A 21,999-nucleotide genomic window follows, 5' to 3' on the forward strand; every position below is an offset into this window, starting at 1 on the left:
GACGCCATCGCGCCCCCGGGGGTCGGCGCCTACGTCCACCGGTCGATCCCCGGCTCGACGCTGATCACGCTCGACGCCACCGGGCACTGCCCGCACCTCTCCGCCCCCGAGGCCACCAACGAGGCGATCACCGGCTTCCTCGCGGGACTGCGCTGATGTGCCGCCCCGGCGACGCTCTCCCGCTCCGCACCGACGGACTCACCGAGGCCCGGACCGGCGAGGACCGGAGCGACCTGTACTGAACGAGCGCCCCACTATTGAACGCGTTCAAAAAATCTGACAGGGTCTCGGCATGAGATGGCGCCTGAGAAGGGCGGCGCTCGCGCTGTCCGTGACGTCGGCGGTCGCGCTGAGCGCGTGCACCGCCGGACCGGCCGGCCCCTACCAGTACTACGGCGGCACCGGCCTGCACGACGCCACGGCGGCCGAGGCGTCGGGGACCTGGTCGGGCGCCGAGGAGACACAGCTGACGCTCCGGCCCGACGGGACGGCCGCCCTGCGCCTGCTCGACGGCCAGGACTTCGACTTCGACGACGCCTGGCGCGTGACCGGTTCGGGGACCTGGAAGCTCACCGACGACTCCGACGGCCAGGAGATCAGCCTCTCCCTGACGACCCGGACGGCGACCGGGACACGCGCGGCCACCCCGGCGCCGACGGCGTCGCCCGAAGCGCCCTCGACGTACACCTGGCGGTTCCACGTGGACCGCGACACGGACAGGGAGCTGGTGCTGTTCTTCTTCTACGGCGATCCCGACGCCGGCAACACCTACCTGCTGACCCGCGCCGACGGCGGGTGACGCCGGTGGGTGACGCCGGCGGGCCCCTAGAGTCCCCCGGCGAGATCGAGGGCCGCGAGGTAGCCGAAGGTCATCGCGGGGCCGATCGTCGAGCCCGCGCCGGCGTAGCTGTGGCCCATGACGGCGGCGCTGGCGTTCCCGGCGGCGTACAGGCCGGGGATCGTCGATCCGTCGGCGCGCAGGACGCGGGCCCGGGCGTCCGTGCGCAGGCCGCCCTTGGTGCCGAGGTCGCCGGGGACGATCCGGAAGGCGTAGTACGGGGGCAGCCACAGGGGCGCGAGGCAGGAGTTGGGCAGGACGGAGGGGTCCGTTAGTAGTGGTCGTAGGCGCTGTCGCCGCGCTGGAAGTCCGTGTCCTTGCCCCTGAGGGCCAGGGAGTTGAAGCGGTCGACGGTGGAACGGAGCGCGGCGGCCGGGACGCCGATCGAGGCGGCCAGGGCGTCGAGGGTCCAGGCCTTGCGCGCGGCTCCCGAGGTGTACCAGTCGTCGGGGAGCACGAAGGTCGGGGCGACGTCCTTGAAGAGGTACCGGTTGCGGTAGTTCTGGTCGACGACCAGCCACGCCGGGATGTCGGGGGCGGTGGGGTGACGGTCGTACATCGTGTGCACCACGTCGCTGTAGGGGCCGGCCTCGTTGACGAAGCGGGCACCGGCCTGGTCGACCATCAGGCCGCCGGGAAGGGTGCGTTCGGCGAGGCAGAAGTAGGGCTCGCCGGGGAGCGGGATCGCGGGCCCCCACCAGGCGTCGTCCATCAGCGCCAGCGCCCCGCCCGCGCGCTGACCGGCGCGTATCCCGTCCCCGGTGTTCTCCTTCGCCCCGATGGTCCACTCGGTCCCGATCGGCTGCCGCTGGTACTGCGCCCGCATCGCCGCGTTGTGCTCGAAGCCGCCCGAGCCGACGATCACACCCCGCCGGGCCCGCAGGAGTCCCGGCACGCCGTCGCGCGCGACGACGGCCCCCGTCACCACCCCGCCCTCGGCGTACAGATCGGTGAGCGGGGTGTTCAGCCACACCGGCACCTGGGCGGCGAGCAGGCCCGCGCGCAGGCCGGCGGCCAGCGACTGGCCCATGGTGAGCGGCTTCTGCCCGAGCAGGGCCGCCCTGGTCCCCCGCGCCAGACACTCGGTGGCGACGGCGGCCCCCTTGACGTTCACGGCGGCCAGCGCGAGCCACTTGTAGTCCGCGCTGAAGACGACCATGCCCGCCGGCACGGCCATGTACGGCGGGTTGAGGCGGGCGAGTTCGGCTCCGAGGAGGTTGCCGTCCAGTTGGTCGGGCTCGACGGAGCGGCCGCCGGGCAGCCCGCCCGGCAACTGCGGGTAGTAGTCGCTGTACCCCTCCATCCAGCGGAAGCGCAGCGGACTGTTGGCCATGACGAAGGAGAGCATGGCCGGCCCGTGCGCGAGGAAGGCGGCCTGCCGGTCGGCCGGGACGTCCGCCCCGACCACGGCGGCCAGATAGGCGGCCGCCTTGGCGGGCGTGTCCGGGACCCCGGCGGACAGGATCACGGAGTTGTTCGGGATCCAGATCCCGGCCCCCGAGCGGGCGGCCGACCCGCCGAACGTCGGCGCCTTCTCGACCACGACACAGCTGAGTCCACGCTTCGCCGCCGTCAGCGCGGCGGTCATCCCGGCGGCGCCGGAGCCGATGACGACGACATCGTAGGTACCGAGGACGGGAAGGTCGGCGGCGGTCGCCTCCCGGCCGGCGGCGGCCAGCGCCAGCCCGGCACCGGCGGAGGCGCCGAGCACGGCCCTCCGGGAGGGAAGGCCGACATGTCTCGCAGGGTCCGCGCTCGTGGTCATGGCCACTCCAGCCGGCTGGGAACGAATGGATGGATTCGGGTGCGGAGCCCGGAATGTCGCGCGGGGGTCTTGTGAAGTCAAGAGCCGTGCGGTGGCCGGAACTCCTCCCTCGGGTCCCGCCTCAGGTCCTCCCGCCGCGGAGAGGCAGTTCGGCCCAGACCGTCTTGCCGACGTCCCGCTCCGCGACACCCCATGTGCGGGCCAGCACCCAGACGAGGATCAGTCCCCGGCCGCCCTCCTCCTCCGGGTCCGTGACGATCCGCAGTCGCCGGTCCGCGCGGGCGTCGCTCACCTCGACACGCAGCGTGTCCTCCGGGAGCAGCCGGAGCCGCAGCTCGAAGTCCCGGCCCGGGACGCGTCCGTGCGTGACGGCGTTGGCGGCGAGCTCCGCGACGACCTGCTGCGCGGTGTGGTTGGCGTCGCCGCCGTACGGATGTCCCCAGGCCGTGAGCTGATGACCGGTGAGACGGCGGGCCAGGCGGGCCCCGCGCGGCGTCGCGCTGAGGCGCAGGGTCAGTTCACCGAGAGGGGTGTCCCGGGCGGGTTCCCGGGTGGAGATCTGGGTGGAGATTTCGGAGTTCACCTGACTGAGCGTGGCCGGTTGTCCCTACCCTGACCAGGAGCGGCTCGGCGACTCTGGGTAGTTGTACGGCTGCGGTGGGGCAGGCGTACGGGTCGTCGGCCGTGACCACGGAGGCGGGAGGGTGGTGGCGTACGTGACGGACGACCGCAGGCCGGAGACACCGGCGGAGGCCGACGGGACGACAGGGCTCTTCACGGCCCTGGGCAAGATGCTGAAACTGCTGCGGGAGCGCAAGGGGCTCACCCAGAAGGAGTTCGGGGAGCTGGTGGGGTACGGCCCGGACGCCATCTCCGCGATGGAGCGGGGCGTACGGACGATCCGGCCCGAGGTGCTGGAGAAGGCGGATGAACTGCTGTCCGCCGGGGGCCTGTTCAAGGAGGCCGTCCCCGAGGTCAGGGAGGCGATGAGCCGGGTCCGGACCCGGCATCCGGAGTGGTATCGCGGATATGCGGCGATGGAGGCCGAGGCCGTCGAGCTGCACCAGTACTCCATCAACGCGGTGCATGGGCTGCTCCAGACCGCGGACCACGCCCACGCGGTGTTCGCGAACCGGCGTCCCTTCCTGAACGAGGAGACCATCGAGAGGCGGGTGGCCGACAGGCTTTCGCGGCAGCAGGTCTTCGACCGTTGGCCTGTGCCGATTGTGAGTTACGTGATCGAGGAGACCGTCCTGGACCGGCCGATCGGCGGGCGGGACGTCCATGCGGAACAGTTGCGGCGCTTGCTGACGGTCAGCCACATGCGGAACGTCGAAATCCAGGTGATGCCGACCAGGGTGGAAGAACACCCCAACCTGGGTAGTGCATTCAACCTTCTGACGCCCAAGAAGCATTCACAGGTCGCCTACACAGAGGCGCAGGGATATCCCCGGTTGATCACCGACCCGGAAGAGGTCCGGAAGATCGCCGACCGCTATGGGAGCATGCGGGCAATGGCTCTCCCGCCCAGGGAAACCCGAACGCTGATCGAGAAAAAGCTGGAGGAGCTGTGAACAGCGAGGACCTCACCTGGTTCAAGTCCAGCTACAGCGACGGCGAGGGCGGCGATTGCCTCGAAGTCGCTTACGTCTGGCGGAAGTCGACGTACAGCGGTGGCGAAGGCGGCGAATGCCTCGAAGTGGCCGTCTGTCCTCGGGCCATCCATGTCCGGGACTCCAAGAACCCCGACGGCCCCCGCCTCTCCCTCGCCACCGGCGCCTGGGCCGAGTTCCTCGCGTACGCCGTGAAGTGACCGCCTCAGCGCAGCACGGCCGCCAGCAGGTCGGCGCCCAGTGCCGTCAGGCCGGGCGCGTCGAGCGTGTACCGGACGTAGCGACCGTCCCGCTGGGCCGTGAGCAGGCCCGCGCGGCGCAGGACGGCGAGGTGGCGGGAGACCTCCGGGGGCGTGAGATCCCATGCGTAGGCCAGCTCACGGTTGGTCTGCGGGCTGCGGGCCAGGGTGCGCAGCAGCCGCAGCCGTACCGGATGGGCGAGTGCCTCCAGCCGTAGGGTGACCGTCTCCAGCGACACCGGCTCCGCCGGACCCGGCTCGCCCACCGGGTACTGCACCACCGGCTGCCACCCGGGCGCGTGGACCGCCACCAGGTGCGGGCGGCCGAAGACGCTGGGGATGAAGGTGACCCCGGCGCCGTGGGCGGCCGTCGCCTTGTCCTGCAGCTTGTCGACGACGATGCAGTCGCCGTCCGGTGCCAGGGTGACGGCGTCGGAGACCGACGCGAGGGCCGCCCCGATGCCCTGGCGCCTCAGCAGGTCGTTCTTCAGGCGCAGGTCGGTGGCGAGTCGCACGGCGACACCCGCCCAGGTGGCGTCGAAGAAGGCCTCGGCGCACTGTTCGAGGGTGTCGCGCACCCGCGCCCGCACGGCGGCCGGGTCGGCGAGCAGCCGTTCCGCGAAGGCCTCCTGCAGCGCGCCGCGGGACTGGGCCAGGTCCAGGGCCCGCTCGCGCGCGGTCGCGTCGGTGAGCGGCGACGGCATACCGAAGTGGACCCGGTTGCTGCCGCACGTGGTGACGAGCGCGGCGGTCACATACCGCTCGTCGTCGATCCGGTCCACGTCGTCCAGCTCCTCGGCGAGGGTCGGCCGGGGCCGGGCGGGGATCAGGAAGTCCGCCTGCGAGGAACGCCAGAGGAACTCCGCCTCCCGCAACCGCTCGGCCAGCTCCGGCCGCAGCCCGGTCCAGACGTCCCCGGCCCAGCCGGCGAGCTGCGGATGGTGCCCGGGTTCCGCCAGCACGTGCAGCATCGCGGTCAGCTCGGCCAGCGGGGAGGCGGCGAACCGCAGTCGCTCCGACGGCAGTCCGCTGATGTCGATCCTCAACGTCATCCCTCATCATCACCGACCGGGCGGCCGACGACGGCGTCGGTTGACGGTCTCCGTCAACCGACGTGCCCGGCCCGGCGGCCGAACCCACCGTTGCCGCCATGGCAACCACCACCAGAATCCGGGCCCGCGCCCTCGTCCGTGCCTCCGGAGGCCCCCGCTACGCCGTCGCCCTGACCGTGGACGCGCTCGGCACCGGCATGCTGCGGCCCTTTCTGCTGATCTACGGGGTGACGGTGCTGAGGCTGTCCGCGCCGGTCACCGGCATCGCCATGACGGCCGGCGTCGTCGTGGGCCTGGCGTGCATGCCCCTCGTGGGCCGATGGCTGGACCGGGGCGCCCGCAGCACCGTCGTGGCGGCGTCGATGCTGGTACGGGTGCTGGGTGTGGTCCTGTTGCTGGCCACCCCGGCGGGACACGCCTGGCCGTTCGCGACGGCGGCGCTCGTCCTCGGCGTCGGCAACCAGGCCTGGCCGGCCGCCCACGCCGCTCTCGTGGCCACGATCGCCCACGGCCGGGAACGCGACACCGCTCTCGCGGCTGGCCGCGCCCTGCGCAACGCCGGCCTGGGCACCGGCGCGCTCCTCGCCACCGCGTGCCTGGCGGGCGGCACCGCCGCGTTGCAGGCGCTGGCGGCCGTCACCGGCGTCGCCTATCTCGCGGCGGCGGCCCTGGCCCGGTCGGTCCACCTGCGCGCGTATCCGGCCGCGTCCCCGGCCGAGGACAGCGCCGACGGGCCCGCTCCCGCTCCCGCGCCCGCCCCTCGGATGCGCGCGCTGCTGGCCGCCAACGTGATCTACGCCTTCTGCCTCAACGTCCCCGAGATCGCGCTCCCCCTGGTCCTGCTGACCTGGTTGCACGCGTCCCCGGTGTGGTCGGCGGCCATCTTCGTGGCCAACACGGTGCTGGTGGTCACCCTGCAGGTCCCGGTCACCGTCCTGATGTCCCGCTTCTCCCGGCGGACCGTGCTGGCTCTGGCCGGCGTGGTACTCACCGTGTCCTACCTGGGCTTCCTCGCGGCCACCTCGCTCGGACACGGCTGGGGTGCGCCGGCCGTCGCCGCGGTGTCCGTGGTCTGCACCCTCGGCGAGATCATCTATGCCGGCAGCGCCACCGCGCTCGTCACCGTCCTCGCCCCGGCACGTCTCCTGGGACGCACCCTCGCCCGCTTCGAGCTGTCCACGGGCTTCGGCCTGGCCGTCTCCCCGGCGGTCATCACCGCCCTCGCGCCGCACGGCCCGGCCGCGCTCTGGGGCGGTCTCGCCGGTGCCACGCTCCTGTCCGCCTCCGCCGTCGCCACCGAGAAGGATCAGGGAACGCGGCCCAAGGAGTCCGGGGCCGGGCCCAGCGGGTCCGCCGCCGGCACCTCCGGCGCGCTCAGCGCCTCCTCGTAGGCCTGCCGCTCGAAGACGAACGGGCCCAGGGGCAGTTCGCCCCACTCCTCACGCTCCGGGTAGCGGAAGCCGGACCAGGTGACCGTCGTGGGCGTCATGGCGACACGGGCCATGAGGGGCCAGCACTGCCAGATGCCACAGGGGCAGCCGAGGAGCGGGGTCCGGTCTGCCGTACGCAGAAACGGGTTCTCGGTGAAGTCGAGAACGCCCAGCCCGCCGTGCTGACCCCAGATCAGCTCGGCCGACTCACGCTCCTGGTCCTCGAACTGCCCCTCCAGCTCCGGCCGCCACAGCTCCCGCGTCGCACGGGCGGTCAGCGCCCGCAGATCGACGCCGTCGACACGGACACCCCAGACCGGGGCGGCGGGGCGCTCGTCCCAGGGACAGTGGAAGAACTCGACGCGGTTCACCGTCCGCATGCTCCCGGGCCGGGGGCCGTCCGCGCGAATCCTTTACCGCGTCTGCTGTTCGTACAGCCCCTCCACCTGGTCCGCGAAGTCGCGCAGGACCGCCTCGCGGCGGAGTTTCATCGAGGGGGTGAGGTGGCCGGTGTGTTCCGAGAAGTCGGTCGGGAGGATGGCGAAGCGGCGGATCGACTCCGGGCGGGAGACCAGCTTGTTGGCCTCGTCGATCGCTCGCTGGAGGACGGCGTGCAGTTCCGGGTCGTCCATCAGCAGCTCCACCGGGACCGGGTGCTTGCCGTGCATCTGGCGCCAGTGGGTGAGGCCGTCCGGGTCGAGGGTGAGGAGGACGGAGACGTAGGGGCGGCCGTCGCCGAGGACCATGGCCTGCGAGATCAGGGGGTGGGAGCGCAGCCAGTTCTCCAGGGGCGCGGGGGCGACGCTCTTGCCGCCCGCGGTGATGATCATCTCCTTCTTGCGGCCGGTGATCGTCAGATAGCCCTCGTCGTCCAGTTCGCCGAGGTCGCCGGTGGGCAGCCAGCCGTCGGGGGCGGCGGGGACCACTCCCCCGGCCGCCGGGTCCCAGTAGCCCCGCAGGACGTGGTCGCCGGCGATCAGGATCTCGCCGTCCGCCGCTATGCGGATCTTCGTCCCCGGCAGGGGCCAGCCGACCGTGCCCAGGCGGGGTTTGAGCGGCGGGGTGACCGTGGACGCGCCCGTCGTCTCCGTCAGGCCGTAGCCCTCGTAGATCTCGATGCCCGCGCCGAGGTAGAAGGCGGACAGGCGTTGGCCGAGGGGGGAGCCGCCGCAGATGGCGTGGCGGACGCGGCCGCCCATGGCGTTGCGGATGCGGCGGTAGACGAGCGGGTCGTAGAAGGTGCGGGCGGCGCGGAGGGTGGCCGCCGGACCGGATCCCCGGCCGGTCTTCTGCGCCTCGACCGCCTCGCCGTAGCGGCGGGCCACGTTGACCGCGCGGTCGAAGGAGGACAGCTTGCCGCCGGCCTCGGCCTTCGCGCGGGCGGTGTTGAAGATCTTCTCCAGCATGTACGGGATGGCCAGCAGACAGGTGGGTCTGAAGGCCGCCAGGTCCGGGAGGAGTTCGTCGGCCTTCAGGCTCGGGGCGTGGCCGAGGCGGACCCGGGCGCGGACGCAGGCGATGGCGACCATGCGGCCGAAGACGTGGGACATGGGGAGGAAGAGGAGGACGGAGAGGTCCTCGTCGTTCTTGGACCTGAAGACCGGGGAGAGGAGCTCGATCGCGTTGTCGACCTCGGCGAAGAAGTTGCCGTGGGTGAGCGCGCAGCCTTTGGGGCGGCCCGTGGTGCCCGAGGTGTAGATGAGGGTGGCGAGCGTGTCGGGGACCAGCATTCCCCGGCGGATCTCGACCTCGGCGTCCGGCACGTGCTCGCCCGCCTCGATCAGCCGGTCCACATGCCCCTTCTCCATCACCCACAGGTGGCGCAGATCGGGCAGCCGGTCGAGTTCGGGCCCGAGGGCGGCCGCCTGGGCGGTGCTCTCGGTGACCAGCGCGACCGCGCCGGAGTCGTGGAGGATCCAGCGGGTCTGGAAGACGGAGGAGGTCGGGTAGATGGGGACGGTGACCAGGCCGGCCGCCCAGGCCGCGAAGTCGAGCAGCGTCCACTCGTAGGTCGTGCGGGCCATGATGGCGAGCCGGTCGCCGGGCACGAGACCCTCGGCGATCAGCCCTTTGGCCACCGCGTGGACCTGGGCGGCGAAGCGTTCGGCCGTGATGTCCGTCCACTCGCCGTCCTGGCCCTTGCGGCTGAGGACCACCGATCCGGGGACGGCGGCCGCGTTGTCGTAGGGCAGGTCGGCGAGCGAGCCGTATGTCACCGGGCGCGCGAGCGCCGGCACGGACGCCTCCCGTACCGCGCCGTCCAGTCGTCGTGTCTCGGGCTCCACGAGGGTGGGTGGAGCGTCGCGGTCGGCGTAGGCCGAGTCGGCAGCTGGATACGGCGTGGACACGGGCGGCTCCCTGGGCGTGCAGCGACGAACTGCTTGCTGCATGACGTACGTGCCTCGCGCACCGAGGCGTTCAACCGGGATGCCCACTAAGAAAGGGGTTACCGCCGGTTAGGTAGGGGATCGTACGGCGCTCACGTGTGGGGCTTGTGCGTGTTCCGGGATGTTCCGGGGCTGGGGATGTGCAATCTCGGGGGTTATCTAAGGAACGTTCACGTTCGTTCCAGAATCGCCGTAACCCCCTGCCCGCCCGCCGCGCAGATCGAGATCAACCCCCGTGCGGGACCCTCCCGTTCGGCGAGCAGCTTGGCCAGGGTCGCCACGATGCGGGCGCCGGTCGCCGCGAAGGGGTGGCCGGTGGCGAGGGAGGAGCCGGCCACGTTCAGACGGTCGCGGTCCACCGGCGCGAGGCCCTGCTTCTCCCAGGCCGCGAGTGTCGCCAGCACCTGGGAGGCGAAGGCCTCGTGGATCTCGAACAGGTCGAAGTCCTCGATGCCCAGGCCGGTCCGCGCCAGCATGCGCGGGACAGCGTACGCGGGCGCCATCAGCAGCCCGTCCTCGCCGCCCGCGACATCGCCGCGTACGAAGTCCACGGCCGCCGTCTCGTACGCGGTGAGGTAGGCGAGCGGCTCCAGGCCCCGCGCCTCGGCCCACTCCTCGGAGGCGAGGAGCACGACCGCCGCGCCGTCCGTCAGCGGTGTCGAATTGCCCGCCGTCATGGTCGGGTTCGGCCCGTCGGTGCCGAACACCGGCTTGAGCGCGGCCAGTTTGCCGACCGTGGAGTCCGGGCGCAGGTTCTGGTCGCGGGCCAGGTCGCGGAAGGGGACCACCAGGTCGCCGAAGAAGCCGCTCTCGTAGGCGGCCGCGAGCCGCTGGTGGCTGGCGGCCGCGAGTTCGTCCTGGGCCTCGCGCTCGACGCCCCAGGCGCGGGCGGTGACCGCCGCGTGCTCGCCCATGGAGAGCCCGGTGCGCGGTTCGGCGTTGCGCGGGATCTCGGGGATCAGATGGGAGGGGCGGATCTGCGCGAGAGCCCTGACGCGGTCGCCCGTCGACTTCGCCCTGCGGGCCTCGAGGAGGATCCGGCGCAGGCGGTCGTTGACGCCGAGCGGGGCGTCGCTGGCGGTGTCGGCGCCGCCCGCGATCGCGGAGTCGGTCTGACCGAGGGCGATCTTGTTGGCGGCGGCGATCACGGCCTGGAGGCCGGTGCCGCAGGCCTGCTGGATGTCGTAGGCGGGGGTGCGGGCGTCGAGCTTCGAGCCGAGGACGGTCTCGCGCGCGAGGTTGAAGTCGCGGCTGTGCTTGAGGACGGCCCCGGCGACCAACTCGCCCACGACTCCGGGCACATCGAGCGCGTAGCGGTTCGCCAGGCCGTTCACGGCCGCCGTCAGCATCTCCTGGTTGGAGGCGGTGGCGTAGGGGCCGTCGGAGCGGGCGAAGGGAATGCGGGTGCCGCCGACGATCGCGACGCGGCGGATCCGCGGCAGTTCCGGGCGGGGCGCGGGCGCGCCGCTCTCCGCGACCTTCAGGTGGCTCACTCGCCGGCTCGCCTGTGACGGTTCCGAGGTACTCATCTCGACCTGCTCCTCACCCGCGACCTAGACTTACCCACGGTAACCTTACTTCAGAGTAAGCACCCGGTACGACGTGTGCGCCGAGCCCGTGGGAGATCATCATGGCCGACCGCTATCTGAGCTTCACCGCCACGGCCCCCGGCCGGTTCCTCACCTCGCGGCTCGGGCTCCCGCAACCGGCCGCGCTCCGCCGCTGGACGGCCGAACGGCCCTCCCTGGACGGCTGCTTGCTGCACCTCACGGCCGGCGGACCGGCCGGGCTCGACCTCGCGCCGGTGCTGGCCCGCACCGGGCTGCCCACGACCACCGAAGCGGCCACGGCCGCCACCGGCGCCGGCACCGGATCCGCCGGCCCCGCCGCCGTCGTCCTGGACGCGACCGGTGTCCGTGACGTCGACACGCTCGCCGAGGTGCACGCGGCCCTGCACCCGGTCGTACGGTCGGTCGCGGCGAGCGGACGGATCGTCGTGCTGGGCGCGCCGCTGGACGCCCGGGACCACCACCAGGCGGCCGTACAGCAGGCCCTGGAAGGCTTCGTACGGTCACTGGGCAAGGAGATCGGGCGGGGCAGGACCGTCAACCTCGTCCGGCTGACCGACGCGTCCGCCGCCGAGTCCACCCTGCGCTTCCTCCTCTCCCCCAGGTCGGCGTACGTCAGCGGCCAGGTGATCGGGGTGGGGGCCACCGGAGGGCCCGACGGCCCCGTCGACCGGGATCTCCCCCTCGCCGGGCGCACCGCGCTCGTCACCGGCGCCGCCCGCGGCATCGGCGCGGCCGTCGCGCAGACACTGGCCCGGGACGGCGCCCATGTCGTCGTACTGGACGTGCCGCAGGCCGCGGAGGACGCCCAACGGGTCGCCGCGCGGCTGGGCGGCAGCGCCCTCACCCTCGACATCACGGCCGCCGACGCGGGCGAGCGCATCGCCGCCGCGCTCCCCGACGGACTGGACATCCTGATCCACAACGCGGGGATCACCCGGGACCGGCGGCTGGTCAACATGCCCGCCGAACGCTGGAGTTCGGTGCTCGACGTCAATCTGGCGAGCGTGCTGCGCACCACGGACGCGCTGCTCGCCAAGGGCGCCCTGCGGCCGGGCGGGCGGATCGTGGCCACCGCCTCCATCGCCGGACTCGCGGGCAACGCGGGACAGACCAACTACGGCGCGAGCAAGGCGGGCGTCGCCGGTCTGGTCCGCGCCCTCGCGCCGCGGGCGCTCGCCGAGCACGGGGTGACGGTGAACGCGGTGGCGCCCGGCTTCATCGAGACGAAGATGACGGCCGCGGTGCCGCTGTTCATCCGCGAGGCGGGCCGCCGGATGAACTCCCTCGCCCAGGGCGGCCTGCCCGTCGACGTGGCCGAGACGACCGCCTGGCTCGCCCATCCGGCGTCCGGCGCGGTGAACGGCCAGGTCGTGCGCGTGTGCGGCCAGAGTCTGCTGGGGGCGTAGTGACCGGCGTGGTGACCTACCTGTCCGGGCCTCCGTCGCTCGGTCCGCTGCTCGCCCTCGGCGCGCTGCGCTCACCGTTCAAGCGGCCCCGGCCGGGCGTCGCCTACCCCGGCGCCGGCGACCGGCTCGTCCTGCCCGAGCTGCGGGTGGACCTGGACCGGCTGGCCGCCTACGAGCGGGTGTGCGGCTTCCCGACCGGCGAGGACTCCCTGCCGCTCACCTACCCCCATGTCCTGGGCTTCCCGCTGGCCATGCGGATCATGAGCGGCCGCGGCTTCCCGCTGCCGCTGCTCGGCCTCGTCCACACCTCGATCGAGATCACCCGCCACACCGCCCTCGCGGCCACCGGCGGCTACGAACTCGCCGTGCACGTCGAGCGGTTGGCGGCGCACCGGCGGGGGACGGAGGCAGTCGTCGTCACGGAGCTGCGGGACGGCGGCGCCCTCGTATGGGAGTCGACGAGCACCTATCTGGCCCGGCACCGCACCGAGGCCGCGCCCGCCCCCCGGGAAGCGGAACCCGGCCCGCTCCCCGTACTCGACGAGTGGCGGCTCGCCGCCGACGTCGGCCGGCGCTACGGCGCCGCGTCGGGCGACCGCAACCCCATCCACCTCCACCCGCTCACCGCCCGCCTCTTCGGCTTCCCCCGGGCCATCGCGCACGGCATGTGGACCGTGGCCCGCTGCCTCGCCGCGCACGGCGCCCCCCAGGCCGTACGGGTGCGCGCGGAGTTCCGGGCGCCGGTCCTGCTGCCGGGAACGGTCGCCTTCGCGGCGGACGGCGAACGGTTCGAACTGCGCGGGACGGGAGAGGCGGCACGCGTGCACGTGAGCGGCCGGGTGACTCCGCTCTCGCCGTGACCCGCCCCAGATGACCGGCGGACCGCTGCGCCGGCCGGGCCCGCTTCCCCCCGTCCGCAGCGGCACGCTCCTGCCGGAGCGCCCGGCGATCCTGCGCGATCGGCCCCCGACACTGCCCTCAAGGTCCTTACCCCGGTCGCGTCCGGTCGAGCACAGTGGTGGGTTCAGATCGCTCTGTCGCTGAAGGGAGTGTCCATGCGCGCGCAGGACCAGGAGAACGACCTGGGCGGTAACCGCCGGTCCGCGGCCGGGAGGGGCTCCGCACGGTCGTCGCTCCCGGGGCCGGCGGCGGGACTGCTCGCCCTCCAGCGCTCGGCGGGCAACGCGGCCGTGACGCGTGCCATCGAGGAACAGCGGCACGAGCACGGCCCCGGCTGCGAACACGCGGACCGGTCGGTCCAGCGGGCCGCGGAGACCGACGAGGCACAGCAGGCGACGGTGCAGCGCGAGACGTCGCTGGCCGAGGTGACCGGCTCCGGCGGCAGCGGGCTGGACCCGCGCATCCAGGCCAAGGCCGAGCAGGCGTACGGCATGTCGCTCGGTCACGTGCGCGTGCACAACGACGCGACCGCCCAGCGCGCGAGCGCCGACTTCAAGGCCCACGCCATGACCGTCGGCCATCACATCGTGCTCGGCTCGTCACGGGTGGACGACGAGACGATGTTCCACGAGCTCGACCACGTCCGGCAGCAGTCGCAGGGCCCGGTGGCCGGCACCGACAACGGCTCGGGCGTGAAGGTGTCCGACCCGGGGGACGCCTTCGAGCGCCAGTCGGCCGCCAACGGCCGCCTGGTCGCGCAGGGTTCGACCCCCGACCTCTCGCTGCCCGGCTCGGCGGGCCACGGGGCTCCGGTACAGCGGGCGGCGGCCGGGACCGGCGAGCGGCAGAGCGTGCAGCGGATGCCCAAGGAGTTGACCAAGTCCAAGGCTGCCGGCAAGGGCGGCAAGAAGGCGACCGTGGCGCAGGCGATCACCAAGGCGCTCGTGCAGAACCACGGCTGGAAGGAGTACGGCGGGCAGCAGAACAAGACCGTGCACTTCCCGGTCGCCTCCGACAACGCCCCCGCCCACGCGAAGAGCGAGGGGCTCAAGGGCGCCGCGCTGAGCGCGATGTACCACGGCACCAGCAACATCCGGAAGGAACGCTCCTTCTCGGCGGAACGCCCGGAGCAGGCCCTGCGCTGGATCTCCACCGTCACCTTCAACTACCTCAACGACCTGCGCAAGCAGCCCGAGGAAGTACAGGCGGGCGTGAGCGCCGTCCAGCAGGAGGGGCCGGAAGGCGCCGCCACCCGGTTCCAGCTGTACATCTCGTCGAACAAGGACGGCGCCAACAAGGCGCTCTCCGACCTGTACGAGGGCAAGGCCAGCGCCGCGGAGTTCCTCACCGCCGTCCTGAAGGCCGGCGAGCCGAATCTCTCCAGCCGCACGGCGCTCGAGCAGCGGCACGCGCAGAAGCTGGCCTCACGTCTGCTGGGTGACGGGCAGGGCAGGGAGGCGTACAGCGCGGTTCTCCAGGCTCTCGGTGGCTCGGTGAGCGTGCCGCCGAAGCGGGAGGACGCCGCCACGGACGGCCTGCACGCCGAGCGCCGCATCGTGGAGAGCGCGCCGGCGGGAAGCATCTCCGCGATCGCCGGCGTCAAGCGGCCCTGCATGGTCTGCTACATGGAACTCTTCGTCGGCGACGACTCCAAGCGCCCCGGCCCCTACTGGCCGAGCAAGGCCTCCAACATCGGGGAATCCGACTACACCATCGGGAACGCCGACATGCTCGCGCTGCGCATCCATACGGCGGCGGTGACGGGCGGCGGCACCCACGTCAGCCTCCGGGTCGACTGCGAGGGCCAGGAGCGGGTGGACACCGGGTACGGTTCCGAATCCGACTCCTCGGCCTCGGACAGCGAGCAGGCCCCGGATCTGATACCGGCGGAAGCCATGGACCTGAGCTGAGGCGACACCGTGGCCCTGCCGGAGATCCTCAGGTCTCCGGCGGGGTCCAGGGACGGCCGTCCATGAGGTTGCCCAGGCCCGCCCAGGCGAAGTTCATCAGGGTCGCCGCCGCCTGCCGGGCCGTGGTGCCGTCGGCGGTGTTGGCCCAGGCGGCGAGGGACTCGGCGGCGCCGACCAGCGCCTCGGCGAGTCCGGAGACCTCACGTTCGGGCAGATCGGGGTCCGTGGGGGTCCCCGCGCACGAGCGCAGCCGAGGGTGCGGGAGGGCTTCCCTGGCGGCGACCACGATGAGCTGCGTCACGAAGGCGACGATCTCCTCGCGCATCGCCGTGACCTCGGCCGCGAAGGGCTCGCCGTGCGTGCGGGCCTGAAGGTGCAGGACGGACCAGGCGTGCGGATGCTCGGCGGTGTGCGCGAAGAACGCCCGCAGACCGTCCCAGAGTTGGCGGTCGGCGGGCAGATCGGTGCGGACGCCGGTACGCACCGCCTCGACGAGCGCCTTGGCCTCGCGCCGGATGCAGGCGGTGAAGAGGTCTTCCTTGGAGTTCAGGTACAGGTACACCAACGGCTTGGACACGCCCGCGAGTTCGGCGATCTCGTCCATCGACGCGGCCATGTACCCCCGGCGGCCGAAGGTCTCCACGGCGGCGTCCAGCATCTGCTGCTCACGGACCGCACGCGGCATCCGCTTGGTCTTCACGGTCCCCATGGACACAGCGTAGTTGGACCCACCCGTACCCCGGCCCGGCCCGCCCCGCCGCGTGACGCGACTACGAGGTCTGCGTCTGGCCCTGGGTACGCGTCGCCTCGTCGATCGCGGCGTCCTCCTGGGACTTGTTGGCCTCCAGGTTGGCCTTCATACGGTCCACCCGCTCCACGACGTGCACCGAGGCGCGGTCGCGCTCCTTGCGCAGCACCACGAAGCTGATCGGCGCGGAGATCACCAGCGAGAGCAGCAGGACCCACATGATGTTGGAGTCGCCGAGACCGCGCGGGACGACACCCGAGTAGACGAGACCCCAGACGACCACGAGGCAGCCGGCGAAGACACCGAGACGCATCAGTGTGTAGCGGAGCATGTCAATCCACTCTTCCGAATCCAAAAGGGGCCGTCATCCAGTGAAGCACGCCGGGGTGCCGATCTTGCATCGGGGTGCGAGCGGTCGGAGCCGTCGGAGCCGTCACATCAGCGGCAGCAGCATGATGATGTCGTCGCGGTCGTCGTCCGGCGCGACCCGGATGGCGCCGGGTATCCGGCCGACCTCCTTGTAGCCGCAGGAGCCGTAGAAGTGCTCCAGGCCGTGTCCGCCCCGGCAGGTGAGCCGTATCGCGTCGATGCCGTCGAAGGCGCGGGCCTCGCGGGCGGCGGCCGCCAGCAGGTCGCGGCCGTAGCCCTTGCCCTGGTGCCGGGGGTGCACCATCACCGTGTAGAGCATCACCCAGTGGGTCTGGAGCCGGTGGGTGTTGAAGCTGAGGAACGCCGTCGCGGCCACCTGGCCGGCCGCGTCGTGTCCGACGAGCAGCCGGGTGCGGCCCTCGGCCATCTGGACGAGGTGACGGACCAGTTCCGGCCGGATCGTCTCGCGCTCCACCGGCGCCACGAAGCCGACGGCTCCGCCCGCGTTGGAGACGTCCGTCCACAGGTCGAGGATGCCGTCGCGCACAGCGGGGGTGACGGCGGGGTCGAGAGTGAAGGTAAGGGACACCCCAGGATCGTAATCCTTACGGCGTGATGCGTGCCGCGGCTCTCGGATCCTGGAACGGCCCCCGGCGGACGCCCTCGCGCCCGCCGGAACCCACACCGACGCCCCCGTCCATACCCGTACCCGTACTCACACCCGCATCGGCTGCGGCGACTCGCGGAGCGCCGGGTCGGGGCCGTCGTACTCGCGGATGATCTCGTACCGCGTGTTGCGCTCCATCGGGCGGAAGCCCGCGTCCCGGATGAGGTCCAGCAGGTCGTCGCGGGTCAGCTTGTTCGGGGTGCCGTAGTTGTCGGCGTCGTGCGTGATCTTGTACTCGACGACCGAGCCGTCCATGTCGTCGGCGCCGTGCTGGAGCGCGAGCTGCGCGGTCTGGACGCCGTGCATGACCCAGAAGACCTTGACGTGCGGGACGTTGTCGAACAGCAGCCGGGAGACCGCGAAGGTCTTGAGGGCCTCCGCGCCGGTCGCCATCTGGGTGCGCGCCTGGAGCCGGTTGCGGACCTTGCCGTCCTGCATGTCGACGAAGTCGTGCTGGTAGCGCAGGGGGATGAAGACCTGGAAGCCGTTCGTCTCGTCCTGGAGCTCACGCAGGCGCAGGACGTGGTCGACGCGGTGGCGGGGCTCCTCGATGTGGCCGTACAGCATGGTGCACGGGGTCTTGAGCCCCTTCTCGTGCGCCAGCCGGTGGATGCGCGACCAGTCCTCCCAGTGGGTGCGGTGGTCGACGATGTGCTGGCGGACCTCCCAGTCGAAGATCTCGGCGCCGCCGCCGGTCAGCGACTCCAGACCCGCGTCGATCAGCTCGTCGAGGATCTCGGAGGCGGACAGCCCGCTGATCGTCTCGAAGTGGTGGATCTCCGTCGCCGTGAACGCCTTCAGGGACACGTCCGGAAGCGCGGCCTTCAACTCCCGCAGCGAGCGCGGGTAGTAGCGCCACGGCAGGTTCGGGTGCAGGCCGTTGACGATGTGCAGCTCGGTGAGGTTCTCGCCCTCCATCGCCTTGGCGAGCTTCACCGCCTCCTCGATGCGCATCGTGTACGCGTCCTTCTCGCCCGGCTTGCGCTGGAAGGAGCAGTAGGCGCAGGAGGCCGTGCACACGTTCGTCATGTTGAGGTGACGGTTGACGTTGAAGTGCACGACGTCGCCGTTCTTGCGGGTCCGCACCTCGTGCGCCAGTCCGCCCAGCCACGCCAGGTCGTCCGACTCGTACAGCGCGATGCCGTCCTCACGGGTCAGCCGCTCACCGGCCCCGACCTTCTGCTCCAGCTCGCGCTTGAGTCCGGCATCCATGCCCACACCTCTCTACGACTTCCTGCGACTTCCTGCGACTTCCTGCGGTGACGCCACCGGCGACCAACCGTACGCCCCCGTCCTTCGGGCGGGCGGTGCCCCCGAACGGCCCCGGACCGGCCCCGGATCGGCCCCGGATCGGCCCTAGACCTCTTCGGGAAGCTCCCCGACCCGGTTCTCCCACTTGGTGGAGAGCACGATGGTGGTACGGGTCCGGGACACGCCCTTGGTCCCGCTGAGCCGCCGGATGATCCGCTCGAGCCCGTCCACGTCGTTCGCCCGCACCTTGAGCATGAACGAGTCGTCGCCGGCGATGAACCAGCAGTCCTCGATCTCGCCGAGGTCCTTCATCCGGTTCGCCACGTCCTCGTGGTCGGCGGCGTCGGAGAGCGAGATGCCGATGAGGGCGGTGACGCCGAGACCGAGCTGGGCGGCGTTCACCGTGGCGCGGTAGCCGGTGATGACACCGGCCGCCTCCAGCCGGTTGATGCGGTCGGTGACGCTGGGTCCCGACAGACCGACGAGGCGCCCCAGCTCCGCGTACGAGGCCCGGCCGTTCTCCCTCAGGGCCTGGATGAGCTGCCTGTCCACCGCGTCCATGCGATCGAAGCCTTCCGGTGAGAAGAAGAGATGAAGTGGTGTGGGGGGAGTACCTGAGGTGGTGGGGCTCAGGCAGGGGGGCGGGAGCCGCCGCCGATCTCGCCCTTCCAGCGGCGGTACAGCCCGTGCCCGACGCCCGCCGCGTCGAGGACCCGCCCGGCGACGAAGTCCACCAGGTCCTGGATGTGGGTGGCGCCCGCGTAGAAGGCCGGGGAGGCCGGCACGACGCTCGCGCCCGCCTCGTCCAGAGCGACCAGATGACGCAGGGTCTGGCCGTTCAGCGGGGTCTCCCGCACGGCCACGACCAGCGGGCGCCGCTCCTTGAGCGTCACGCTCGCCGTCCGCTGGAGAAGGTCCTTGGAGAGCCCGAGGGCGACCCCGGCCACGCAGGCGGTGGAGGCGGGCACGATCAGCATGCCCTTCGTGGCGTACGACCCGGAGGACGGCCCGGCGGCCAGGTCCCCGGCCGCCCAGTACCGCACCCGGCCGCCGTCGCCCTCGTCCGCGAGGTCCACGTCGAAGGTGCCCGGCTTCCCGTCGGCCCCCCGAGCGAGCCATTCCCGCAGGTCGTCGCGCCAGTGCGCGTCCCGGAAGGAGATCCCCGTCTCGTCGAGGAGGGTGAGCCGCGAGGCCCGGCTGACCACCAGGTCGACGCTCTCTCCCCCGGCGAGCAGGGCGCGCAGCACAGCGGCGGCATAGGGCGTACCGGACGCCCCGGACACCCCCACGATCCAAGGCACGCGCTGCGTTTCTCCTGCGTTCACACCTTGAGCGTACCGGTGAGCGGAGAGGTCTTCAGGACCGGTCGGCCCTGGAGCCCGCGTGCCCCCTTCGCTCCCCCCGCCCGCCCGTTCACCCGGACGGACCGCACGGACCGGACAGGCCCCTAGACCGTGAGCCCCCGCACCAGCAGGTCGACCAGCGCGCACCCGAACAGGCTGATCCCGATGAACCCGTTCGTCGAGAAGAACGCCCTGTTCAGACGGGTCAGGTCGTGCGGCCGCACGATGGTGTGCTCGTAGACGAAGGCGCCCGCGACGATCACCAGACCGAACCAGAAGAAGGCGCCGGCGTCCGTGGCCAGGGCGTACCAGACGAACAGGGCCGTGGTGATCGCGTGGCAGACGCGCGCGCCCCGGATCGCCGCCGGGATGCCGAAGCGGGCCGGGACCGACATGACGCCGACCTCGCGGTCCGTCTCGACGTCCTGGCAGGCGTAGATCAGGTCGAAGCCGCCGATCCAGATGCCCACCGCCAGGCCCAGGATCACCGCGTCCCAGGACCACTCGCCGGTGATCGCCAGCCAGCCGCCGATCGGGCCCATCGCCTGCGCCAGACCGAGGATGGCCTGCGGGAAGTTCGTGAAGCGTTTGCCGTACGGGTACACCACCATCGGGATCACCGCGACGGGGGCCAGGGCCAGGCAGAGCGGGTTCAGCAGGGCCGCCGCGCCCAGGAAGATCACCAGGGCGATCAGGGCGCCGGTCCAGGCGTGCCGCACCGACATCGCGCCGGTCACCAGCTCGCGGTGCGCCGTGCGGGGGTTACGGGCGTCGATCTCGCGGTCGATGATCCGGTTGACCGCCATCGCGAAGGTGCGCAGTCCCACCATGCAGACGGTGACCAGCAGCAGCCTGCCCCAGTGGATGTTCCCGTCGGTCCGGTACATCGCCGTCAGCGCGGCGATGTAGGCGAAGGGCAGCGCGAAGACCGAGTGCTCGATCATCACCAGCCGCAGGAAGGCCTTGGTGCGTCCCGGCTGCGGAAGCGCTGCGGATGCGGAACTCACAGCCCGTACTCCTTCCAGCGGCGGTCGACCTTCGCCGCCGTGTCCGGGTCGGACAGGACCATCTCCGGCCAGCCGCCGTCCCGCGTGTACCCCTCCTCGGGCCATTTGCGCGTCGCGTCGATGCCCGCCTTGCCGCCCCAGAACTGCTGGTAGGAGGCGTGGTCGAGATGGTCGACCGGTCCTTCGACGACGGACAGGTCACGGGCGTAGTCGGTGTTGCCGAGCGCCCGCCACGCGACCTCGTGCAGATCGTGGACGTCGCAGTCCGCGTCGACGACCACAATCAGTTTGGTCAGGGACATCATGTGGGCGCCCCAGACCGCGTGCATGACCTTCTGCGCGTGCTTGGGGTACTTCTTGTCGATCGAGACGATCGCGCAGTTGTGGAAGCCGCCGGCCTCGGGCAGGTGGTAGTCCACGATGTCCGGGACGATGATCTTCAGCAGCGGGAGGAAGAAGCGTTCCGTGGCACGGCCCAGCGGGCCGTCCTCCGTCGGCGGCCTGCCGACCACGATCGACTGGAGCAACGGGCGCCTGCGCATCGTCACGCAGTCGATCTTCAGGGCCGGGAACGGCTCCTGCGGGGTGTAGAAGCCGGTGTGGTCGCCGAACGGGCCCTCCGGGAGCATCTCGCCCGGCTCCAGCCAGCCCTCGATCACGACCTCAGCCTGCGCGGGCACCTGGAGCGGCACCGTCTTGCAGTCGACCATCTCGATCCGCTTGCCCGCGATGAAGCCGGCGAAGAGGTACTCGTCGATGTCGCCGGGGAGCGGGGCGGTGGAGGCGTACGTCACGGCGGGCGGGCAGCCGAAGGCGATCGCGACGGGAAGCCTCTCGCCCTTGCGGGCCGCGACCTGGTAGTGGTTGCGGCTGTCCTTGTGGATCTGCCAGTGCATGCCGATCGTGCGCTTGTCGTGGCGCTGGAGGCGGTACAGGCCGAGGTTGCGGATCCCGCTCTCCGGGTCCTTGGTGTGCGTCAGGCCCAGGTTGAAGAAGGAGCCGCCGTCCTGCGGCCAGGTGAAGAGGGCGGGCAGGGCGTCGAGGTCGACGTCGTCCCCGTGCAGGACCACCTCCTGGACGGGCGCGTCCTGCGGCTTCACCTTCTTCGGCGGTACGTGCGCCATCGCGCCGAGCTTGCCGAACGCCTCGCGGACGCCGACGAAACCGTGCGGGAGCTCGGGGCGCAGCAGGCCGCCGATCTTCTCGCTGATCTCGGCGTACGACTTGAGGCCGAGGGCCTTCAGGAGCCGCCGGTCGGTGCCGAACACGTTCATCGCGAGGGGCATGGTCGACCCCTTCACGTTCTCGAAGAGCAGCGCGGGGCCACCGGACTTCTGGACCCGGTCGACGATCTCCCCTACTTCCAGATACGGATCGACCTCAGCCTTGACGCGCTTGAGGTCGCCTTCGCGTTCCAGTGCCCTGAGCAGGGAACGAAGATCGTCGTAAGCCATGTGTCCCAGTATCGCCGAGGCCCTTACGGCGCCGACGCGCGCCCCGCAC

Annotated in this window: 21 protein-coding genes and 1 pseudogene; 8 read left to right on the top strand and 14 right to left on the bottom strand. The window is 71.8% G+C overall.

Annotated elements, in window-relative coordinates:
• Both ABT070_RS41095 and ABT070_RS41100 read left to right on the top strand, forming a co-directional pair.
• Nucleotides 1-156, top strand: a 156-nt coding sequence (locus ABT070_RS41095) for an alpha/beta fold hydrolase (protein ID WP_451103037.1), incomplete at its 5' end; no start/stop codon positions are given.
• Nucleotides 157-292: 136 nt separating this feature from the next.
• Nucleotides 293-799, top strand: a complete 507-nt coding sequence (locus tag ABT070_RS41100; protein WP_351768070.1) for a hypothetical protein — start codon at nt 293-295, stop codon at nt 797-799.
• A gap of 26 nt (nt 800-825) precedes the next feature.
• Here the strand turns inward: ABT070_RS41100 and kstD are convergent.
• Together kstD and ABT070_RS41110 are read right to left on the bottom strand one after the other, a co-directional pair.
• A pseudogene (kstD, locus tag ABT070_RS41105) lies at nt 826-2,603 on the bottom strand (3-oxosteroid 1-dehydrogenase).
• Between the two features lie 121 nt (nt 2,604-2,724).
• On the bottom strand, nt 2,725-3,186 hold the full coding sequence (locus tag ABT070_RS41110; RefSeq protein WP_351768071.1) for an ATP-binding protein: 462 nt from the start codon (nt 3,184-3,186) through the stop codon (nt 2,725-2,727).
• 124 nt (nt 3,187-3,310) lie between these two features.
• Between ABT070_RS41110 and ABT070_RS41115 the strand changes: the two genes are divergently transcribed.
• A complete protein-coding gene (locus tag ABT070_RS41115; protein ID WP_502990201.1) occupies nt 3,311-4,177 on the top strand; it encodes a helix-turn-helix domain-containing protein in 867 nt (288 codons plus the stop codon).
• Nucleotides 4,174-4,416 carry a DUF397 domain-containing protein gene (locus tag ABT070_RS41120; RefSeq protein WP_351768074.1) on the top strand — a complete coding sequence of 81 codons (243 nt, stop codon included), beginning with the start codon at nt 4,174-4,176 and terminating at the stop codon, nt 4,414-4,416. The genes ABT070_RS41115 and ABT070_RS41120 overlap by 4 nt, the downstream gene beginning before the upstream one ends.
• A 5-nt stretch (nt 4,417-4,421) precedes the next feature.
• Here ABT070_RS41120 and ABT070_RS41125 read toward each other — a convergent pair whose 3' ends face one another.
• Nucleotides 4,422-5,507 (bottom strand): DUF5937 family protein, encoded by a 1,086-nt coding sequence (locus ABT070_RS41125; RefSeq protein ID WP_351768075.1) that lies wholly within the window; start codon nt 5,505-5,507, stop codon nt 4,422-4,424.
• Between the two features lie 98 nt (nt 5,508-5,605).
• On the opposite strand from ABT070_RS41125, the gene ABT070_RS41130 reads away from it, so the two are divergent.
• The gene (locus ABT070_RS41130) at nt 5,606-6,898 is read left to right on the top strand and encodes an MFS transporter (protein WP_351768076.1); all 1,293 of its coding nucleotides are present in this window, start codon (nt 5,606-5,608) and stop codon (nt 6,896-6,898) included.
• Here ABT070_RS41130 and ABT070_RS41135 read toward each other — a convergent pair.
• From ABT070_RS41135 to ABT070_RS41145, 3 genes are all read right to left on the bottom strand, one after another.
• Nucleotides 6,814-7,308: a hypothetical protein gene (locus tag ABT070_RS41135; RefSeq protein ID WP_451102816.1), complete on the bottom strand. Its 495-nt coding sequence runs from the start codon at nt 7,306-7,308 to the stop codon at nt 6,814-6,816. The genes ABT070_RS41130 and ABT070_RS41135 overlap by 85 nt on opposite strands.
• 42 nt (nt 7,309-7,350) lie before the next feature.
• Nucleotides 7,351-9,285, bottom strand: a complete 1,935-nt coding sequence (locus ABT070_RS41140) for an AMP-dependent synthetase/ligase (protein WP_351768079.1) — start codon at nt 9,283-9,285, stop codon at nt 7,351-7,353.
• A gap of 209 nt (nt 9,286-9,494) precedes the next feature.
• The gene (locus ABT070_RS41145; RefSeq protein ID WP_351768081.1) at nt 9,495-10,853 is read right to left on the bottom strand and encodes an acetyl-CoA C-acetyltransferase; all 1,359 of its coding nucleotides are present in this window, start codon (nt 10,851-10,853) and stop codon (nt 9,495-9,497) included.
• Between the two features lie 101 nt (nt 10,854-10,954).
• Between ABT070_RS41145 and ABT070_RS41150 the strand changes: the two genes are divergently transcribed.
• From ABT070_RS41150 to ABT070_RS41160, 3 genes are all read left to right on the top strand, one after another.
• Nucleotides 10,955-12,301: a 3-oxoacyl-ACP reductase gene (locus tag ABT070_RS41150; RefSeq protein WP_351768082.1), complete on the top strand. Its 1,347-nt coding sequence runs from the start codon at nt 10,955-10,957 to the stop codon at nt 12,299-12,301.
• On the top strand, nt 12,301-13,161 hold the full coding sequence (locus tag ABT070_RS41155; protein WP_351768083.1) for a MaoC family dehydratase: 861 nt from the start codon (nt 12,301-12,303) through the stop codon (nt 13,159-13,161). Before ABT070_RS41150 ends, ABT070_RS41155 begins: the two co-directional genes overlap by 1 nt.
• A gap of 195 nt (nt 13,162-13,356) precedes the next feature.
• Nucleotides 13,357-15,111 carry an eCIS core domain-containing protein gene (locus tag ABT070_RS41160; RefSeq protein WP_351768084.1) on the top strand — a complete coding sequence of 585 codons (1,755 nt, stop codon included), beginning with the start codon at nt 13,357-13,359 and terminating at the stop codon, nt 15,109-15,111.
• Between the two features lie 28 nt (nt 15,112-15,139).
• Here ABT070_RS41160 and ABT070_RS41165 read toward each other — a convergent pair whose 3' ends face one another.
• From ABT070_RS41165 to ABT070_RS41200, 8 genes are all read right to left on the bottom strand, one after another.
• The gene (locus tag ABT070_RS41165) at nt 15,140-15,820 is read right to left on the bottom strand and encodes a TetR/AcrR family transcriptional regulator (protein ID WP_351768085.1); all 681 of its coding nucleotides are present in this window, start codon (nt 15,818-15,820) and stop codon (nt 15,140-15,142) included.
• Between the two features lie 61 nt (nt 15,821-15,881).
• Nucleotides 15,882-16,190, bottom strand: a complete 309-nt coding sequence (locus ABT070_RS41170; protein WP_351768086.1) for a DUF4229 domain-containing protein — start codon at nt 16,188-16,190, stop codon at nt 15,882-15,884.
• Nucleotides 16,191-16,292: 102 nt separating this feature from the next.
• Nucleotides 16,293-16,817 (bottom strand): GNAT family N-acetyltransferase, encoded by a 525-nt coding sequence (locus ABT070_RS41175; protein ID WP_351768087.1) that lies wholly within the window; start codon nt 16,815-16,817, stop codon nt 16,293-16,295.
• Nucleotides 16,818-16,943: 126 nt separating this feature from the next.
• Nucleotides 16,944-18,107 carry an aminofutalosine synthase MqnE gene (gene mqnE / locus ABT070_RS41180; protein ID WP_351768088.1) on the bottom strand — a complete coding sequence of 388 codons (1,164 nt, stop codon included), beginning with the start codon at nt 18,105-18,107 and terminating at the stop codon, nt 16,944-16,946.
• A 144-nt stretch (nt 18,108-18,251) separates the two neighbouring features.
• Nucleotides 18,252-18,707: an Lrp/AsnC family transcriptional regulator gene (locus ABT070_RS41185; protein WP_020130097.1), complete on the bottom strand. Its 456-nt coding sequence runs from the start codon at nt 18,705-18,707 to the stop codon at nt 18,252-18,254.
• A 68-nt stretch (nt 18,708-18,775) separates the two neighbouring features.
• Nucleotides 18,776-19,447: a UbiX family flavin prenyltransferase gene (locus tag ABT070_RS41190; RefSeq protein WP_351768125.1), complete on the bottom strand. Its 672-nt coding sequence runs from the start codon at nt 19,445-19,447 to the stop codon at nt 18,776-18,778.
• Between the two features lie 146 nt (nt 19,448-19,593).
• Nucleotides 19,594-20,496 (bottom strand): menaquinone biosynthesis prenyltransferase MqnP, encoded by a 903-nt coding sequence (gene mqnP, locus ABT070_RS41195; RefSeq protein WP_351768089.1) that lies wholly within the window; start codon nt 20,494-20,496, stop codon nt 19,594-19,596.
• A complete protein-coding gene (locus ABT070_RS41200) occupies nt 20,493-21,950 on the bottom strand; it encodes a menaquinone biosynthesis decarboxylase (RefSeq protein WP_351768090.1) in 1,458 nt (485 codons plus the stop codon). Before ABT070_RS41200 ends, mqnP begins: the two co-directional genes overlap by 4 nt.
• Nucleotides 21,951-21,999 lie beyond the last annotated feature (49 nt).

This window comes from Streptomyces sp. NPDC002884 (assembly GCF_040295245.1).
GTDB lineage: Bacteria > Actinomycetota > Actinomycetes > Streptomycetales > Streptomycetaceae > Streptomyces.

Coding starts and splice junctions, on each gene's coding strand:
- ABT070_RS41165 (WP_351768085.1), bottom strand. CDS start 15,820: ATGGGGACCGTGAAGACCAAGCGGATGCCGCGTGCGGTCCGTGAGCAG.
- ABT070_RS41170 (WP_351768086.1), bottom strand. CDS start 16,190: ATGCTCCGCTACACACTGATGCGTCTCGGTGTCTTCGCCGGCTGCCTC.
- ABT070_RS41130 (WP_351768076.1), top strand. CDS start 5,606: ATGGCAACCACCACCAGAATCCGGGCCCGCGCCCTCGTCCGTGCCTCC.
- ABT070_RS41100 (WP_351768070.1), top strand. CDS start 293: ATGAGATGGCGCCTGAGAAGGGCGGCGCTCGCGCTGTCCGTGACGTCG.
- ABT070_RS41125 (WP_351768075.1), bottom strand. CDS start 5,507: ATGACGTTGAGGATCGACATCAGCGGACTGCCGTCGGAGCGACTGCGG.
- ABT070_RS41200 (WP_351768090.1), bottom strand. CDS start 21,950: ATGGCTTACGACGATCTTCGTTCCCTGCTCAGGGCACTGGAACGCGAA.
- mqnE (WP_351768088.1), bottom strand. CDS start 18,107: ATGGATGCCGGACTCAAGCGCGAGCTGGAGCAGAAGGTCGGGGCCGGT.
- ABT070_RS41185 (WP_020130097.1), bottom strand. CDS start 18,707: ATGGACGCGGTGGACAGGCAGCTCATCCAGGCCCTGAGGGAGAACGGC.
- ABT070_RS41145 (WP_351768081.1), bottom strand. CDS start 10,853: ATGAGTACCTCGGAACCGTCACAGGCGAGCCGGCGAGTGAGCCACCTG.
- ABT070_RS41160 (WP_351768084.1), top strand. CDS start 13,357: ATGCGCGCGCAGGACCAGGAGAACGACCTGGGCGGTAACCGCCGGTCC.
- ABT070_RS41150 (WP_351768082.1), top strand. CDS start 10,955: ATGGCCGACCGCTATCTGAGCTTCACCGCCACGGCCCCCGGCCGGTTC.